This window comes from Acinetobacter calcoaceticus DSM 30006 = CIP 81.8, assembly GCF_000368965.1.
In the GTDB taxonomy this organism is placed as follows: Bacteria; Pseudomonadota; Gammaproteobacteria; order Pseudomonadales; family Moraxellaceae; genus Acinetobacter; species Acinetobacter calcoaceticus.
The window spans coordinates 100,563-117,418 of the sequence record NZ_KB849780.1 but is presented as its reverse complement, the minus strand read 5'-3'; the positions used below and the strand labels follow the sequence as shown (position 1 = coordinate 117,418).

Below are 16,856 nucleotides of genomic sequence, written 5' to 3'. Positions count from 1 at the left end.
ACTTACAAGCAAAAATAAAAAAAGGACATGCTAGCATGTCCTTTTTTTATAAGTTTAAAAATTAATTTGGCTGAGTATGAATCAATTTTTTTATAGAGTTCACTGTATCAATAGGATGTTCTAGAGGGAACATATGCCCCCCTTCAACCACGGTAAACGGAATTCCCATTTTTCGCTTTGCCATTTGAGGAAAGCCTCTTTTTAAGAAATCACTTCCTTTACCCACAACTAAATGCACAGGCATCTTAGGTTTTGGCATTGGTAGCCACCACCAAGAAGGATTTTTCCGAAAAATTGCAACTTCATCTTCACGAGAAATAGTTAAAGTAACTCCACCGCGGACCGAGTCTTCTTTTAAAGCATAGTCAATGTAAGCTTGAAAACAATCTTCATCAAAATTTTTATAGAAGCCTTTAGGACGCAGTAATTCGGCCGCCTGTTCTCTCGATTCCCAATGTTCACGACGACGTGCAGATAAGCCTGCTGGTGTCATCGCATCAACCAATTTAGGACGAAATAATTTTGCCATATGAAAAGCAAATGAATATCGTCCTAAAATAAGAGGCGGGTCTAACATAATCACTTGAGAAAAGAGTTCAGGGCGCTGAAAAGAGGCCATCAAAGTTAAAACTGAACCAAGAGAATGTCCAAGTCCAATGACTTTACGTCCTTTCGCCTGCCGCACAATACTATCAATCACCTGATCGACCAAAGAAGGCCAATGGTTAGTCACAGGATAACGTTTATCAGGACCAATCAGGGGAACATAAATAATGTCATATTCCCCTTTCAACTGATCAAACAGTTTTTGATACACTTTTGACGGTACGCCATTCGCATGAGCAAAGTGTATAACTGGTTTCATTGACATACCGCTATCCTAAAACAGATTTTATTGTAATTTTGCGCTTTGACGAGTCTGCACTTCTTGAGCAATAGATTCACTTACCCCTTGCCCTAGTTGTGCACCCATACGACCTAAAATTGATTCTAAAGGGTTACGCTCAATTGTGTAGTCAACTTTATTACCAAGGTTTAGCTCACGCATCAAGCTCGTAATGTTACCTGAACGGTCAGCAACGCCTAACTGGATTGCTTGGTCACCAGTCCAGAACAAACCAGAAAAAATAGCTGGATCATTCGATTTCAAACGCTTTCCACGTCCTTCTTTAACTGCGGTAATAAAGTGAGTATGAACATTATCAAGAACAGATTGAATGTGCTGCTTTTGCGCAGGATCAATCGGTTTTGTCATACTTAAAATGTCTTTATTAGCTCCAGAGGTTAACGTCCGGTCTTCAATACCAAGCTTCTGAGCCAAACCACTAATACCATAATTAGGCATGATGACACCAATTGAGCCCACTAAACTCGATGGATTAACAATAATCTCATCTGCAGCAGAAGCAATATAGTACGCACCCGATGCACCCATATCACCAATAACGGCGTAAACCTTCTTATCAGGATGCTGTTTTTTCAAATAACGAATTTCCTGCCAGATTTCATCAGACTGAACAGGAGAACCGCCAGGTGAGTTAATATTAAGTGCAACTGCTTTACTATTTGATGCCTCAAAAGCACGCTTAAGCGCTTTATTGGTATCTTCACTATTCACAGATTGATTGCTTGAAGCATCAATAGTTCCAATAATATCTACCACTGCCAAATGAGCACTGCTGCTACTTACAGCAGATCCTTCTTTACTGGTTGAGCAGCCTTTACCCATGAGTACAATAATGAACAATAGATAAATAAAAGTTAATGTTTTAAAGAAGATACCCCAACGACGGCTACGACGCTGTTCCTCTACAGAGGCAAGCACAGCCTTTTCGAGAATTTGCCATTCTGGTCCATTTTGTTTAGGGATTATAGGTTCATTTTGTGGTTTTGGCGGCCAATCGGACATAAAATTCCAATCCAAATTAATCTAAAATGATGGTCATTATATACGTTGATTTGATAAAAACTGTCTAAATAATATGATTTCATTTATAATAATTTTATCTTTTTTTAATTATTGCTTCCTTTTTCCCGCGATAGATGACCAAAGTAGATATAAAAAGCATGAACTATTACCTACTCAAAACTTTTAGCCGCCAGCCAATTAAATTTGGACGTTTTTTTGCTCGTATGTTGGCAGGGTTAATCAATACTTTAAAAATTACTAAAACATCAAAAAGTATAGAACTTAACTTACAAATTACTCTTCCGTATTTAACGCCACAGCAGCGAATAGACATTACACAGCAAGCTATTCGTAATGAGTTAACCTCATACTTTGAATTTTTCAGTATTTGGGGATCATCAAATAGTACAAATATTGAGAGAATTCACCATATTGAAGGTGAGCATTACTTTCATGAAGCACTTGCAGCAAAAAAAGGGGTTGTTTTAATTGTTCCACATTTTGGTACATGGGAAATCATGAATGCCTGGTGTGCACAATTCACAGCAATGACAATTTTATACAAGCCTGTAAAAAATGTAGATGCAGACCGTTTTGTTAGAGAGGCACGTAGTCGTGAGGAAGCCAATTTGGTCCCTACCGATGAAACTGGTGTAAGACAAATTTTTAAAGCTTTAAAACAAGGTGAAACCACCGTAATTTTACCTGACCATACCCCCAACATCGGCGGCGATATGATCAATTATTTTGGTGTTCCACTTGCCTCAAGTAACTTAAGTGCCAAGCTCATCCAAAAAACTAAAGCAAAAGCCTTATTCCTTTACGCAATTCGTAACGAAAATGACGGCTTTACGATGTACATTGAACCTATGGATGAGAAGATCTACGAAGGTAGTGCGGATGATGGAACTTATGTCATTCATCAGGCTATTGAACAACTCATCCAGCGTTATCCAGAACACTATCACTGGAGCTATAAACGTTTTAAAGCAAATCCTGCTTTAGAAAATGTTTATAATATTGATCCAAATGAAGCACTTCAAATTGTTGCCAAACTTAAAGCTGAGGCTTCACAAAGTTCTGTGAAGCCAAGTGCGCTCAAAACGTCGAGTGTATAAAATCATTTGATGATTGCGCGATACAAAACTTAATGTTCCTTGCTCAATTGTACTTTTAAAAGGAATATTAAGTGCTTGTATTCTCGCTATCACCTCTTTGCTTGGATGACCATAACGGTTATTAAAACCGGCAGAGGCAACAACAAGCTTGGGATTTAAAGTCGCTAAGAAGTCATAGGCAGAACTATGTTTACTACCATGATGGCCTAATACCAAAACATCTACCTTTAAATCAGGATATTCTTTTATCAATTGATATTCTGCTTCCCATCCGGCATCCCCCATAATTAAATAGTTTTGATAACCTTTTATCTGTTTTAAATGAATATAAACGACACAAGAGTATTGATTTTGATTTAAAGAAACTAAATTTAAATCATTTTCTTTAGGCCAAAGTATCTCAATATCTAATTGTGGATATTGCCATTTTTGCCCTTGATGACAATAAGTAAATGGTTCTTTAATCTGCTCTTTCCACAGCTCATTCGATATGACCTGTTTGATAGGAAAAGCCTGACTTATCGCCGGAAATGCACCACTATGATCTTGGTCAAGATGAGATAACACCACATGATCTAACTGTTTAATACCTTTCTGACGTAAATATGGGATCACTACATTTTGACCAATACTAAAGGCCTTCTCATCATAAGAACCGCCAGTATCAATTAACCATGTCTGCTCTGAATGTTGTAAAAAAATCGCTTGGCCCTGGCCTACGTCTATAATATTTAATTGGATTTGCTGGGATGACTTATTTGGAATGATTAAGGGTAAACAACATATGAGCCCCCAAGATTTCGGTAAAATACCACGCGGTAAAAATAAAATAATAATGGCACAGCTAAGACACACTAAAGCAAGTGGTGTCAGGCTAAAACCTTGCAACGGTAGAGATAACTTCTCTAAAAAACTAAAACATGTCAGCACTATACTGAGCAAAATATCATTAATCTGAAAGAGTGCATTTCCAATTGAATTAAAAATAAGCCACATACAAGCAGCAAAAATATTCAAAGGAACAATAATTCCTCCTAGCAAAGGAACTGCAATAATATTTGTGAGAGGTGCAACCCATGAAATTTGTTGAAAGAAAAACAGCATTAAGGGACATAGGGCGATAAATATTTTGCCCTGAGATTCAATGAGGGTTTTGCTTAAAAGAATTATTCTAGATAGCAAACTCAATGAGGCAAGATTTGGAGCCTGTACGATGGTTTGATAAATGCGTAATAAAATAAAGCAAGAACCATAAGAGAGCCAAAAACCTGCCGATAAAACACTGAAGGGATCGAAAAGTAAAAGTAGACTTGCGCTATAAACCAAGAGCGAAAATGGTTTAACAGGCAGTTCGACTAACAATAAAAAGGCAAATAAAAATACTGAAAGTAAAGTTCTTAAGGCTGGAATTTCAAAGCCGACAAAAGCCGTATAAATCAAAACACCAAAACATAACGGAATCATTGCTAATATTTGCTTGGGGTGCCACAAATAAATCTGAGGATAATAACGTCGTACTAATTGATGCAATCCCCAAGACAACATGATGGAAAAAATAAGGACATGAGGCCCTGAAATGGCCAACAAATGAGAGATTCCTAACTGTTTAAATTGATTTTTAGTATCCTCATTTAAAAGACTTTCATCCCCTGTCAGAAGTGCTAATAACAGTCCTTTGTTCTGTAAGGGAGATTTTTTTAGCATCAATCTAAATTTTAGGCGCAATTTTTCTATATTTAATTGTTGTCTAGTAAAAAACTTTTGTTGCTGTTGTAAATGATTTTGATAACCCAATCGATAAATTTCATCAGAGCTTAAAGGTTCAATATGCTGAACACTGAAACCTGACATTATATTTCGTTGAATGAACCATTGCTCCTGATCAAAAGCACCTGATACTGCATAACTATGAGCTGGTCTGGTTTTACCCGAAATCCGATAGTAATGACCTAATTGTAATTTTGGCCCCTCTATCAATGCCTTCTCATTTTCATTTTTTAAATATAATAACCAATTCACTACATGAGATGACCGCCCTAGAACCTGAGCGAGTTGCTGTATCTTATTATCGTTTTCTTCACTTATTCGGTCTATATACACAACAATGTCTAAAGACTCAGGTTGCATCTCCCGTAGTTGTAATCTTTCATTTAAGGCATGCTGAGCATATTGATGACCTAGAACAAAAAGGCTTAGACCACAGATTAAATAATAAACTCCTTTTAATATAGGTCGATTTACAACAATATGCCGCTTAAAAATATAAAAAATTAAGCTGATAAAGAGGACAACTTTACCAATCCAACCATATTGCATTATTAAAGGAAGATCTATTCCCATAAATGCAATACCTACAACCCACCCCACTAAAATAAGCTTTAACATTTAAAATCATATCATTATCTTTTTAGGGGCAAAATTAAAGCCCAACTGAGTGGGCTTTAACAATGTGATTTAATGACAATTTTTTAAGAACCGCTCACCCAAAGACCATCTTCCATATGCAAGATTGAATCTGCTGCCTGAGCCAACTGCTCATCATGAGTCACAATGAGCATCGCCATATTTAATTCTTTCTTAAGATCGGTCAATAATTCAAAAATGCCTAAAGCTGTTTTACGATCTAGGTTTCCTGTTGGTTCATCAGCCAAAACAACCGCAGGTTGAGTGACCAAAGCACGAGCCAAAGCGACACGTTGGCGCTCACCGCCTGAAAGCTCACCTGGCTGATGATCCATACGATGAGATAAACCCACTCGGTCTAGTAAATATTCAGCTTGTGCTTTTACTGATTTGTATTGGCTATCTGGGCGAAGCATAAGAGGCATTGCCACATTTTCAAGCGCAGTAAACTCAGGTAACAAATGGTGAAATTGATAAACAAAACCGAGGTATTTGTTACGTTGAAAACCACGCTCGGCTTCACCTAAATTATCAAAACGCTGACCATTTAAAAATACTTGTCCTTGCGTTGGTTGCTCTAGACCACCTAGCGCATGAAGCAAAGTACTTTTACCTGAACCACTCGCACCAACAATCGAAACAAACTGCCCTGCTTCAACTTGTAAAGAAAGACCTTTAATGACTTCAACCTTAGATTTACCATCATCAAAATGTTTATAGATATCTTTCGCTTCTAAAACAATTTTACTCATAGCGCAGTGCCTCGGCAGGTTGAACTTTGGCAGCACGAAGCGCCGGATAGATAGTCGCCAAGAAGCTTAGAAGTAAAGAGACAATCACAATAATCGTCACATCTTGCCATCTTAAATAAGAAGGAAGGTAATGCACAAAGTAAGCATCAAATAGATTTAGGCCCAACACATTGTTAAACCATGAAATGATATCACTAATGGTTAAAGCCAAAATTACACCTAAAACCGTACCCGCAACTGTACCAATCACACCAATGACAGTACCTTGCACCATAAATATTTTAGTAATCATTGATGGTGATGCGCCTAATGTACGCAAAATGGCAATATCTGATTTTTTATCAGTAACAACCATCACTAAAGACGAAACGATATTAAATGCTGCAACCACAATGATAAGTACAAGTAACAAACCAACTAGTGTTTTTTCCATTTGAATGGCATTAAACAGATTGCCATGCGTATAGGTCCAGTTCGTCGCGTAGAAATTACTTGGTAAACTTTTTACCAAGTCGTCCGCAACTTTTGGCGCGGCAAAAATATCATCTAGTTTTAAACGGACACCTTGAGCACCATCTGGTAAGCGTAATAGGGTTGACGCATCATATAGAGCGATGTAACCCACCATAGAGTCGACTTCAGCACCTACACTAAAGATACCAACCACTTTAAAGCGTTTAAAACGAGGTACTACACCTGCTGGAGATGGTGTTGCTTCAGGTAAAACCAATGTCACGCTGTCGTTTAGACGTAAGCCTAATGAATCGGCCATATCTTTACCAAGAACAATACCAAACTCACCCTTTTTAAGTGAATCTAAGCTACCAGCAACAATATGATTTTGAATAATAGACACATTCTTTTCATATTTTGGGTCAATACCCGTCACCATAATACCTGCGACTTGCCCTTGCGCGGTTAACATACCTTGCAATTGGGTAAAAGGTGCAACCCCAGTTACATGTGGATGATGTTCAACTCGTTTTACTAGTTCAGGCCAATCTGTGAGGATTTGTGTAGATGAAACTGTCGCTTGCGGAACCATTCCTAAAACACGGTTTTTTAATTCGCGATCGAAACCGTTCATCACAGAAAGTACCGTAATCAGCACAGCGACACCTAGTGTCAAACCGACCATCGAAACCAATGCAATAAAAGAAATAAAATGATTACTGCGTCTTGCGCGAGTATATCTCAACCCTATATACAGTGAGATTGGTTTAAACATACCTTCTAAATCCAAGGTGATTGATGGGAAATAGCAGATGCTCATGTCAAATCGCATCCACATCTACTATTTGGCCATATCGTTAGATGCTGTATTAAGGTTTAAAAATCAGTAAGTTCTGATCTTTCCTTAACAATCCTAATATTATATTGCTGCGCTATTTTCTACTACTTAAGTTGGGAGATCAATTTGATCATGCATTTCGCTACGAATTAGAACAATTTAATGAATAAGCTCAACAAATTACCCAAATCTTCTCCTATTTAGGCTTAATATGTCGGACAAAATTTCGATTTGCTTGAATGTCTTTATAGAAATATAAAAATAGTCCAAACAGGATAATTAAAGCACCCACAAAAACCATAATCGAAAGTTGTTCATGATTTAAAGCAGCTCCAATCATCATGGCTAACATTGGCGTAATAACTGTCGTTAAAGATAAAGTCGTTGCCTGAATATTTTGTATAAGCTTGAAATAACAAAACATGGCAACTAATGAAGCCATCAATACCGTATAAATTAAGGCAAATAAAGATTTAGCTTCTGGTAAATGTGTTGGTGCATATTGCCAAATAAATGGAATAAGACAACTTGCCAAAATTGAAGAAACTAAAATAGAGCCCGTTGCCTGAGCCATAGGCTGAATTTGTGCATTAACTTTCTTAACCCAGAAAATTGAAAAAGAATAGACAAAAACACTCATTAGCATGAGAACAATGCCAAACGGATGCACATGCTGATTCGATCCATTCAAGCAAATAATCGCTAAACCACTTACGGCAATAGCCATACCTAACCATTGCAACTTATAAAGTTGCTGACCGAATGCAAAACGGCCAATCAGCCCAGCCATAATGGGAGCTAAACCAAACATAAGCGCAATCATGCCTGAACTTAAATATTGAGTAGCAGCATATGTGAAAATTTGAGAACCAATTAAGCTAAAAGATCCGGCAATGTAGCTATGAATAGCTTGTCGATGAGTTGGAAAAGGTGTTCTTAAAATCAGTAATATGGTCACGGCCAAAGGCAACGCAATAAAAAAGCGTAACAACAATGCCCACATAAGATGTAGATCGGACACACTCCAAACAATGGCTAATGGAGTTGTTGCCCATATAAACACTAACAAGGCATAGGTTAAAGCCAAATTGGTTTGCGATGGCATGCGATGCTCACTTAGCTGTTTTACGTTTTTGCTTTAAAATTGTTTGATCTAATGCACTCGAAAATTCACGCTTATCCCGCTCTGAAATAGGGGGCGGTCCACCAGTTTGTACACCCGCACCACGAAGCGTATCCATGAAGTCACGTAGATGTAACCGCGCTTTAACATTAGCGGTTGTATAGACCTCACCTCGGGGATGAATAGCAACGCCACCCTTTTCAATTACTTGAGCCGCTAGTGGAATATCTTGCGTAATGACAATGTCATTTTCAATCATACGATCAACTATTTCTTTGTCGGCCTGATCGGCACCACTTAAAACCTGTATTGACTTGATGCGAACTGAAGGCGTAATCCCAACATTTTGATTGGCAACAAAGATGACTTCTAACTGATAACGATCTGATGCGCGCAAAATTACTTCACGTAATATTCTTGGTAAAGCATCTGCATCTACCCATAGCTTAAATGGCAGCAAGTTATTCTCTATTTCCATTAAAAATATAAGTCTAACAGATGCTTTTCTAAGGTGAATAGTAATAAACATTAAACTTATTTTTAATTTAGTGTTTAAGTTTTTTTAAGAGCCAGATCTACCTTTTATTTTATAATTAGCAGCAATATCTATCTTTCAATGACTAAATATGTGCTTTTACAAGAGAATTTACATATGGTGACTTGAAAAATAGCAAACACCCTCGATTTAATATAACAAGTAATGTGAACCCAACAGCATCATGCTTATGAAAAATCAAAACAGTCCAGAAGTTATTAAAGTAAATGAGCAAAATTTTGGTAGTCATGGCGAACATTGGAATCTATTGACGTCCCATCCCGAAACAGATGTACCAAAATGGTTAGGACTAGCACTTGATGCACCCGTAATGCCAATGGGCTTATGCGAACATGAAGAAGAGATGGATCAATCTTTTTGGTTGATTCAAGGCCCACAAAACCAAAAAGTTACAATCAACCAGATTATTGCGGTTGAAAATCAGAAACCTCGCGCACTCAAAACAGCCTTTCCAAGTTTTGAAAGTCCATATCAATATAATGCGAAAATTGAACGTATCATTACTTGTGACTCTGCGACACAAGCTGTTTTAAGTTTAAAACTAAATAAAGATACAACGGTTTATGCATTTGATAATTTATTTAGCGTTAACGCTTGTCAATATGACAAAACCCAAGACTATCAAGTTCAATTTAATGCATGGGCTTATGAATTAGAACCTGTTCCAGCAGGCGAAAAAATCGTTGTTGATGACCCAGCCTCAATTAAACATCACCGTGCATTAAATGCGATTTTGACTGAACATAATGGTGTTGCTCCTGAAAATTTACAGGAACTCATTAATGAATGGCAACCAAAAACTCCAGAAGATCAAGAACCTGTAACCGTTGATTTTTCAAAAATGGTCGCTTATTTATATGGTGAAAATCTTGGTCAAGAAGATGAAGCATGGTTCCAAGGTAATATTGTTGGCAAAACTTCTATGACATTTATGGGGGCAGAATATACCCTTTATGATGTTACTTTGGTTTTAGAAGATGATCTTCCTGCCATATTAGTGCGCATTGCAACCAAAAACGATTTGTATAAAAACTTTAATATTGGCGAATATATTCGCGGTAATATCTGGATTCAGGCGACTATTTGTGCTAAAAAGGGTGAAACTAATTGAATTTCACTAATATTTTAATAATTAGGTTATTGAATGAAGATTATACCCGAACAAACTACCAGCCTCATTCAATCTAGTAGCCTGCGCGTAAAGGTCGATACTGGTGCGTTTTGCTTTTTTGTATTGGGTATGTTTTTAGCTGCCATATTCATGCACCAGTTTGGTTTAGTTCCTTTTTAGTTTATAAAATTTATTCAAAAATAAAGCCCTCATTTGAGGGCTTTATTTATTTGATTTGCTTAACCATTACGCTTTGCAAAATCATCCATAAAGTTGATTAAAGCCTGTACGCCTTCTAATGGTACGGCATTATAAATACTTGCACGCATACCACCGACAGAGCGATGACCAGCTAAGTTTAATAAATGGTTTACTTCCGCTTCTTTTAAGAATTGCTTTTCTAAAGCTTCATCTGCCAAGGTAAACGGTACATTCATAATTGAACGGTTTGGAATTGCAATCGGGTTATTGTAGAAATCGCTTGAGTCAATATAACCATACAATGATTGAGCTTTTTCGAGGTTAACTTTATGGATAGCATCTACCCCACCCTGCTCTAGCAACCACTCAAATACCAAACCAGACAAGTACCAAGCATAAGTCGATGGTGTATTCACCATAGAACCATTTTTCGCTTGGTCACCATATTTCAAGATGCTTGGAATTTCTGGTTTAGCTTGATCAAGTAAGTCATCACGAATAATGACAATTGTTAAACCAGCAGGACCAATATTTTTTTGTGCGCCAGCATAGATCAAACCAAACTTGGTCACATCTAATGGAGCAGATAAAATACTTGATGAATAGTCACAAACGAGTGGTGCTTTTACATCAGGAATTCCTGCAAACTGTAATCCACCAATCGTTTCATTATCTGCATAATGTACATAAGCTGCATCGTCAGATAAATTCCATTCGCTTTGTTCAGAAATTGCGAACTTACCATCTACTTTAATACCAGCGTCTACAACATTAATGTCGCCATAACGTTTTGCTTCTTTCAACGCTTTTTCAGACCAGATGCCAGTATCAATATAATCAGCTTTATTGTTCTTACCCAAAAGGTTTAAAGGAATCGCAGAAAATTGTAATGACGCACCGCCTTGTAAAAACAGTACTTTATAGTTTTCTGGAATATTCATTAACTTGCGTAAATCTGCCTCAGCTTTTTCAGCCATAGCAACATAATCAGCACTACGATGACTCATTTCCATGATGGATAGACCTTTACCATGCCAATCCAACATTTCTTGTTGAGCTTTTTCTAAAACGGCAGTAGGTAATGCAGCAGGACCAGCACAGAAATTGTACGCGCGCATGATTTTTCCCTTGTATAAAGTCAAACACAATAAAAATGGCATTTAACCACAGATTGCTTAAGCTTGCAGCAGCTTCTCAAGTAAATATTTCAATGCTGGACTACATTTAGGTTTATTTTTTCAATTATTGTTCTATATATTTCTCTGTTTTAACTTCCAATTTTATCGATTTAAAACATTTTTTATTCAATCAAGATCAGCTTGACTTGTGATTATGATTTCACATACTTTGATAGGGATTACAAATATATAGGCTTCGTCATATTAATAATTAAAGGGAGGTTAAAACTACAAGGTTTTTATACAAATGTATAAGAAACAAGATGATAATTGAATTTAATAACAAGAAATTTAAACTATAAGGGATGCCAGAAATTGTTATTTAAAATGCCAGTACATCGATATAGACAGTCTATTTGCCCCTTTTTCTTTAAACCCAAGCATCTTGCTTTGGCCTTAGGACTTTTTTTCACAAATCATTTATATGCTCAAAGCTTAAGCTATGCTGAAGCGGAACAACAAGCTTTGAAGAGTTCATATAGCACTCAAGCTAATCAGGCTTTGCAGCAAGCGTCTCAACTAGAAGCTGAAGCAGTGAAAGGACTCGGATTACCTCGAGTTGATTTAAATGTTAGAGCATATGCCTTTCATAGCGAAACAGACGTACCCCTCGCCTCTTTTAAACAAAAGCTTGAGAATGATTTAAGTCAGGGATTAAACGATAAACTTTCACAGTGGAACAATGTCATTCCATCGGATGTGCTTGGACAAGTTCAAGAAGGTGCAAATCAAACCATCCATGATGGTATAAATCGCTTTCCCGACTATGCGAACCTGACTATAGAAGATCAGGTTGTACGCCCTTCTATTTCGGTCGTTATGCCACTATATACAGGCGGCTTAACCAGCAGTGCAAAAAAAATAGCCAACATTCAAGCACAGCGTTCTGAACTTTCAAGTCAACAGCAACAAGATGTACAGCGGTTTGAAGTTGTACAAAGTTATTTTAATGTTCAATTACAGCAGCAACTGGTAGCAAGTAGTTTATTCAACTTTAATGCCATGCAAAAACATTACAGCAATGCCCTAAAGCTCGAACAACAAGGGTTTATTAGTAAAGGGCAACGCATGCAGTTTGAAGTCGCGCGTAATAATGCGGAACGTACTTTACAAAGTACTCAAGCCAACTTAAATGCCAGTCGCTTTAGCCTTAATAATCTTTTACATCAACAAAATAATGTAGATTTAAGTACGCCCTTATTTGTAAATAACACTCCAAGCCAGTCTCTAGAATCACTTTTAACAAGTTATTCGCAAAAATCTAGCCTTGTACAAAAAATGCAGATGGATACACAACTGGCTAATGTAAATATTCAAGCTCAACAAGCCGCAAAAAAACCAAGTCTTTTTGCATTTGGTGAATATGCCCTTGATGAAAATGAAAACTGGATTGTAGGTGTAATGGCAAAATACAACCTATTCTCTGGTGTAGATAAAAATAAGAATATCCATGCCGCCGAACTAAAGCGTTATGCCTCTGAACTTATGACCGAACGTACTAAACAAGAAATTGAGGCACTTCTGAATAAGTCATATAACGAACTCAACTCTGCTCAGCAAAGCCATCAACTCTTACAAAGAAACGTAAATGCCGCTCAAGAAAACTTACGTATTCAAGAGCTTTCTTTCCGTGAAGGAATGGGTACAGCAACACAAGTGATTGATGCACAAAATGCTTTAAGTGCTTTAAAAACTGAAATGGCTTTAAATGCATATAAATATGTCATGTCACTCGCGATTCTATTGCAAAGCCATGGTTCAATTGATCAATTTAAAGCTTATGTCAATCAACCACATACCGACTATATCCGTTAATAGGAGTATAAAATGAATCAAGAATCATCTCATTCAGAACAGGATTCTCTTGCTGCGGATACGGTAGAAACTAACCAATCTCAAAAAAACGATCAAGCGAGTGACACCCCTGAATCAAACATAAATAAAGGTGACTCTCAACCACCTAAAAACTCCAAGCTTAAACTGATTATTGGCTTAGTAATTATTGCGCTATTAGGTTTAATTATTTTTGGTTTGTGGAAAAGTTATCAGCCAAAGCCTATTGAACTACAAGGTCGGGTTGAAGCCGAAACTATTCACGTGAGTACGAAAGTTCCAAGTCGTATTGAAGAAATTTATGTACAAGAAGGCCAGAAAATTTCCAAAGGCCAGCCACTTGTTCGCTTGGTTAGCCCAGAAATAGAAGCTAAAAAGCAACAAGCCTTGGCAGCTTTACAATCAGCTTTAGCATTTCAATCTACGGTAGACCGCGGTTCTCAGCAAGAAAATATCGATACTCTCTATGCCAACTGGCAAAGCACCAAAGCACAAGCAAACCTTGCAAAAACCACTTACCAACGTGGTGAAAATTTATATAGACAAGGTGTTATTTCACGCCAAAGACGAGATGAGATGCTAGCGGCTCAAACTTCTGCGCAAGAATTAAGTGAAGCCTCTTATCAACAATATGCTCGTGCAAAACGAGGTAGTACAAGTCAACAAAAGTCTACAGCAGATGCACAGGTTGAAATTGCAAAAGCAGCTGTAGGCGAAGCAAAAGCACTTGAAGCTGAGACACGTTTATTTTCCCCTATTTCAGGTACAGTTTCAAAAACTTACGGGAAGCCTTCCGAGTTAGTCGCTATGGGTGTACCTGTTGTCAGCATTCTAGAAGATGATGATTTATGGGTCAGCTTAAACGTGGGTGAAAATCAATATGCTTCTGTTTATAAAAATAAAACCCTTGAAGGTTTTATTCCTGCACTGAATCAGAATGTGACTTTTAAAATTAAAAATATTGATGCTGAGGGTGAATTTGCGACGATTAAAACTACTCGTCAAACTGGTGGTTATGATATTCGTAGCTTTAAACTGCATCTTGAGCCTGAACGCCCAGTGAAAGATTTAAAAGTGGGTATGAGCGTTTTATTTAAAATTAAAGAAGAAAAATAACTTATGTTTGCCAGTATATTACGCGAACTAAACTATCTAAAAAGCAATAAATGGGATTTGTGCATGGTGACACTTATCCCTGCTTTTATCATTTTTTTGTTTAGCAGCATGTTTTACGCAGGTAAAGCTGAACATTTACCCATTGCCATTATTGACCAGGACCAAAGTGAACTCAGCCGCAATATTGAAAAGTATCTTTCGTTGAATCATACGGTAGATATTAAAACAATTACGGCAAGCCCTACTGAAGCTGAACAATTACTTAACGAAACTAAAATCTGGGGTTATGTTTTCATTCCGGACGGCGCTGAAAAGCGCTTTGTGAAAGCGCAAGATGCTCAAATCAGCATTGCTTTTAACCAGTCTTTCTTTAGCGTGGGAAATACGATTTCCTCGGCAATGCTGGTAAGTACCCTCAATGCTTTAGCAGACTATGCAGGCCAAAGTTATCTTGCAAATAATATTCCCTATTTAGATGTACCTACAGCTCATGTAAAAGTATCAACGCTTTACAACCCGAGCATGAGCTATGAGTTTTATTTAGAGCCATTTATGGTTCCTGCCGTATTACATCTGTTGCTATGCTGCTGTGTTGCTTTTGCAATTGGACAAGAACTAAAACGTAATACCCTCACTCAATGGGTGAACCGAGAAAATTTTATTCAAGGCTTATTGGCTAAAAATTTGCTCTATAGCCTTATTTTTTGTGTATGGACATGGTTATGGATGTTTTGGCTAGTTGAAATCCGTGGCTGGTTTGTAGCGGGTTCCTTAAGTTTATTGCTGGTCGCACAGTTCTTACTTTATTTTGCCTATGCTCTGATTAGCAGTACGGTCATTCTTGCCACTAAAAATTTAAGTAAAACTTTTGGCTTTATTGCCGTCTATGGTGGCTCATCTTTAAGTTTTGCAGGCGTTACTCTGCCTTTAAATAATGCACCGATTTTCACTAAATTTTGGTCACTCATTATTCCCTATACACCTTATGCCAAGCTGCAAACCGAACAATGGGTGATTGGTAGCCCACTTTTCATTTCAATGATTCCCTTTTTAATACTTCTGGGTTACTGCCTTATTTACTTCTTTTTAAGCTCTCTGCTGCTTAAAAAATTAATTCGGGGAGCAACTCCATGAAAGAGTTTTTAAAGGCTTATGGGCAAACATTTAAAGATATTGTTAGTAATAGCTCGGTTTTCACAACTCTGATTTTATCGGTCATTCTTTATAGCTTTTTTTATCCTACCGCCTATAAAGCTGAACGTGCAGAATCAATTCCAATCGTAATAGTTGATGAAGAACAAAGCCTATTAACCTCTCAATTAATCGGCCAAAGTGCGAATAGTCCACATGTTCATATTGTTACCGTTACAAGTAATTTCTTACAAGCCGAACAAATGGTGCGTGAACAAAAGGCCGATGGTATTTTACTTTTACCAAGCAACTTAACACAAAGCTTACGCCGAGGAGAAACAGGTGGAATTGGCTTATATCTGAGCACAACAAACTTTTTAAAAACTAAAGAAATTGGTTTAGGTTTAGCCACATCCATTGAAGCCACATTAAAAGAATATATTGAAAGATTTGGAGAGCGCACACATTTCCAACCGGCCCTTTCTATTCATCAAGTCCCTTTATTTAACCCGCTTTCAGGATATGGAAGTTATATTTTTCCAGCTGTTGCAGGTTTAATTATCCATCAAACGATTGTGCTAGGTTTAGCGATGCTAATTGCAAGCTACCGTGAACAACACCAAAAAATTACAGGTATTCGCTTCGCTGGAATTTTTGCAAGTATATTTACCATTGGCTGTTTAGGATGTTTTTATCTTTTCGGTTTTACCTTGTGGTTCAATGACTATCCACACGGTGGGAACTTTACTGGTTTGCTAGTCGCCGTTCCTATTTTTATTAGTTGTGTGATTGGATTAGGCATGCTGATTGGCTCACTTTTAGATATGCCAGAACGTGCTGGACATATTATTGTATTTAGCTCTATACCTTTATTCTTATTAACTGGAGCTGCATGGCCTCATCAAGCCATGCCCGAGTGGTTACAATGGTTTGCTTGGTGTTTACCCTCTACACATGCCGTACAAATGTTTGTACAACTTAATCAGATGGGTGTTCCTTTAGCAACGGTTGTACCCAAATTGATATTTCTTGCGACAGCCGGATTAATATTAATGTGCTTAGCTTATTATCGACTTGTTAAAAAATCTTCTTCATAAAATAAAAAAGGAAGCTTACGCTTCCTTTTTTATTTAA

15 protein-coding genes and 1 pseudogene are annotated in these 16,856 nt (G+C 37.3%); 8 read left to right on the top strand and 8 right to left on the bottom strand.

What is annotated here, in order from left to right:
* Nucleotides 1–61 precede the first annotated feature (61 nt).
* Nucleotides 62–871 (bottom strand): alpha/beta fold hydrolase, encoded by an 810-nt coding sequence (locus tag F936_RS05480; RefSeq protein ID WP_004643713.1) that lies wholly within the window; start codon nucleotides 869–871, stop codon nucleotides 62–64.
* A 21-nt stretch (nucleotides 872–892) separates the two neighbouring features.
* Nucleotides 893–1,909, bottom strand: coding sequence for a signal peptide peptidase SppA (sppA, locus tag F936_RS05475; RefSeq protein WP_005045793.1), 1,017 nt, complete (start codon nucleotides 1,907–1,909; stop codon nucleotides 893–895).
* 134 nt (nucleotides 1,910–2,043) lie between these two features.
* Here sppA and F936_RS05470 point away from each other — a divergent pair, with 134 nt between their 5' ends.
* Complete coding sequence (locus tag F936_RS05470; RefSeq protein ID WP_005045790.1) at nucleotides 2,044–3,027, top strand: lysophospholipid acyltransferase family protein; 984 nt, start codon at nucleotides 2,044–2,046, stop codon at nucleotides 3,025–3,027.
* Here F936_RS05470 and F936_RS05465 read toward each other — a convergent pair.
* The 3 genes from F936_RS05465 to F936_RS05455 all read right to left on the bottom strand — a co-directional run bounded on the left by F936_RS05465 (nucleotide 2,980) and on the right by F936_RS05455 (nucleotide 7,410).
* Entirely contained in the window at nucleotides 2,980–5,412 is a 2,433-nt protein-coding gene (locus tag F936_RS05465; protein WP_005045787.1) for a DNA internalization-related competence protein ComEC/Rec2, read from the bottom strand. The two genes, F936_RS05470 and F936_RS05465, sit on opposite strands and share 48 nt — an antisense overlap.
* Before the next feature lie 83 nt (nucleotides 5,413–5,495).
* A complete protein-coding gene (locus F936_RS05460; RefSeq protein WP_004643715.1) occupies nucleotides 5,496–6,182 on the bottom strand; it encodes an ABC transporter ATP-binding protein in 687 nt (228 codons plus the stop codon).
* Nucleotides 6,175–7,410, bottom strand: a complete 1,236-nt coding sequence (locus F936_RS05455; protein ID WP_003650195.1) for a lipoprotein-releasing ABC transporter permease subunit — start codon at nucleotides 7,408–7,410, stop codon at nucleotides 6,175–6,177. The genes F936_RS05460 and F936_RS05455 overlap by 8 nt, the downstream gene beginning before the upstream one ends.
* 149 nt (nucleotides 7,411–7,559) lie before the next feature.
* Here F936_RS05455 and F936_RS19485 point away from each other — a divergent pair.
* Nucleotides 7,560–7,640: pseudogene (locus F936_RS19485) on the top strand (PilZ domain-containing protein); the annotation flags it as partial.
* A 29-nt stretch (nucleotides 7,641–7,669) separates the two neighbouring features.
* Here the strand turns inward: F936_RS19485 and F936_RS05450 are convergent.
* A complete protein-coding gene (locus tag F936_RS05450) occupies nucleotides 7,670–8,578 on the bottom strand; it encodes a DMT family transporter (RefSeq protein WP_005045785.1) in 909 nt (302 codons plus the stop codon).
* Nucleotides 8,579–8,585: 7 nt separating this feature from the next.
* Nucleotides 8,586–9,074: a YaiI/YqxD family protein gene (locus F936_RS05445; protein ID WP_016801978.1), complete on the bottom strand. Its 489-nt coding sequence runs from the start codon at nucleotides 9,072–9,074 to the stop codon at nucleotides 8,586–8,588.
* Nucleotides 9,075–9,321: 247 nt separating this feature from the next.
* On the opposite strand from F936_RS05445, the gene F936_RS05440 reads away from it, so the two are divergent.
* Both F936_RS05440 and F936_RS19300 read left to right on the top strand, forming a co-directional pair.
* Nucleotides 9,322–10,263, top strand: coding sequence for a hypothetical protein (locus F936_RS05440; protein ID WP_026055592.1), 942 nt, complete (start codon nucleotides 9,322–9,324; stop codon nucleotides 10,261–10,263).
* A 33-nt stretch (nucleotides 10,264–10,296) separates the two neighbouring features.
* Entirely contained in the window at nucleotides 10,297–10,443 is a 147-nt protein-coding gene (locus F936_RS19300) for a hypothetical protein (RefSeq protein WP_005038822.1), read from the top strand.
* 59 nt (nucleotides 10,444–10,502) lie between these two features.
* Here F936_RS19300 and serC read toward each other — a convergent pair whose 3' ends face one another.
* On the bottom strand, nucleotides 10,503–11,582 hold the full coding sequence (gene serC / locus F936_RS05435) for a 3-phosphoserine/phosphohydroxythreonine transaminase (protein ID WP_005045779.1): 1,080 nt from the start codon (nucleotides 11,580–11,582) through the stop codon (nucleotides 10,503–10,505).
* 387 nt (nucleotides 11,583–11,969) lie between these two features.
* On the opposite strand from serC, the gene F936_RS05430 reads away from it, so the two are divergent.
* From F936_RS05430 to F936_RS05415, 4 genes are read left to right on the top strand one after another with little or no spacing between them, the layout of a single operon-like run.
* Nucleotides 11,970–13,457 (top strand): TolC family protein, encoded by a 1,488-nt coding sequence (locus F936_RS05430; RefSeq protein ID WP_005045777.1) that lies wholly within the window; start codon nucleotides 11,970–11,972, stop codon nucleotides 13,455–13,457.
* Between the two features lie 12 nt (nucleotides 13,458–13,469).
* On the top strand, nucleotides 13,470–14,591 hold the full coding sequence (locus F936_RS05425; RefSeq protein ID WP_005045775.1) for an HlyD family secretion protein: 1,122 nt from the start codon (nucleotides 13,470–13,472) through the stop codon (nucleotides 14,589–14,591).
* Nucleotides 14,592–14,594: 3 nt separating this feature from the next.
* Complete coding sequence (locus F936_RS05420; protein WP_174704867.1) at nucleotides 14,595–15,725, top strand: ABC transporter permease; 1,131 nt, start codon at nucleotides 14,595–14,597, stop codon at nucleotides 15,723–15,725.
* Complete coding sequence (locus F936_RS05415; protein WP_005045771.1) at nucleotides 15,722–16,819, top strand: A1S_2622 family ABC transporter permease subunit; 1,098 nt, start codon at nucleotides 15,722–15,724, stop codon at nucleotides 16,817–16,819. The genes F936_RS05420 and F936_RS05415 overlap by 4 nt, the downstream gene beginning before the upstream one ends.
* Nucleotides 16,820–16,856 lie beyond the last annotated feature (37 nt).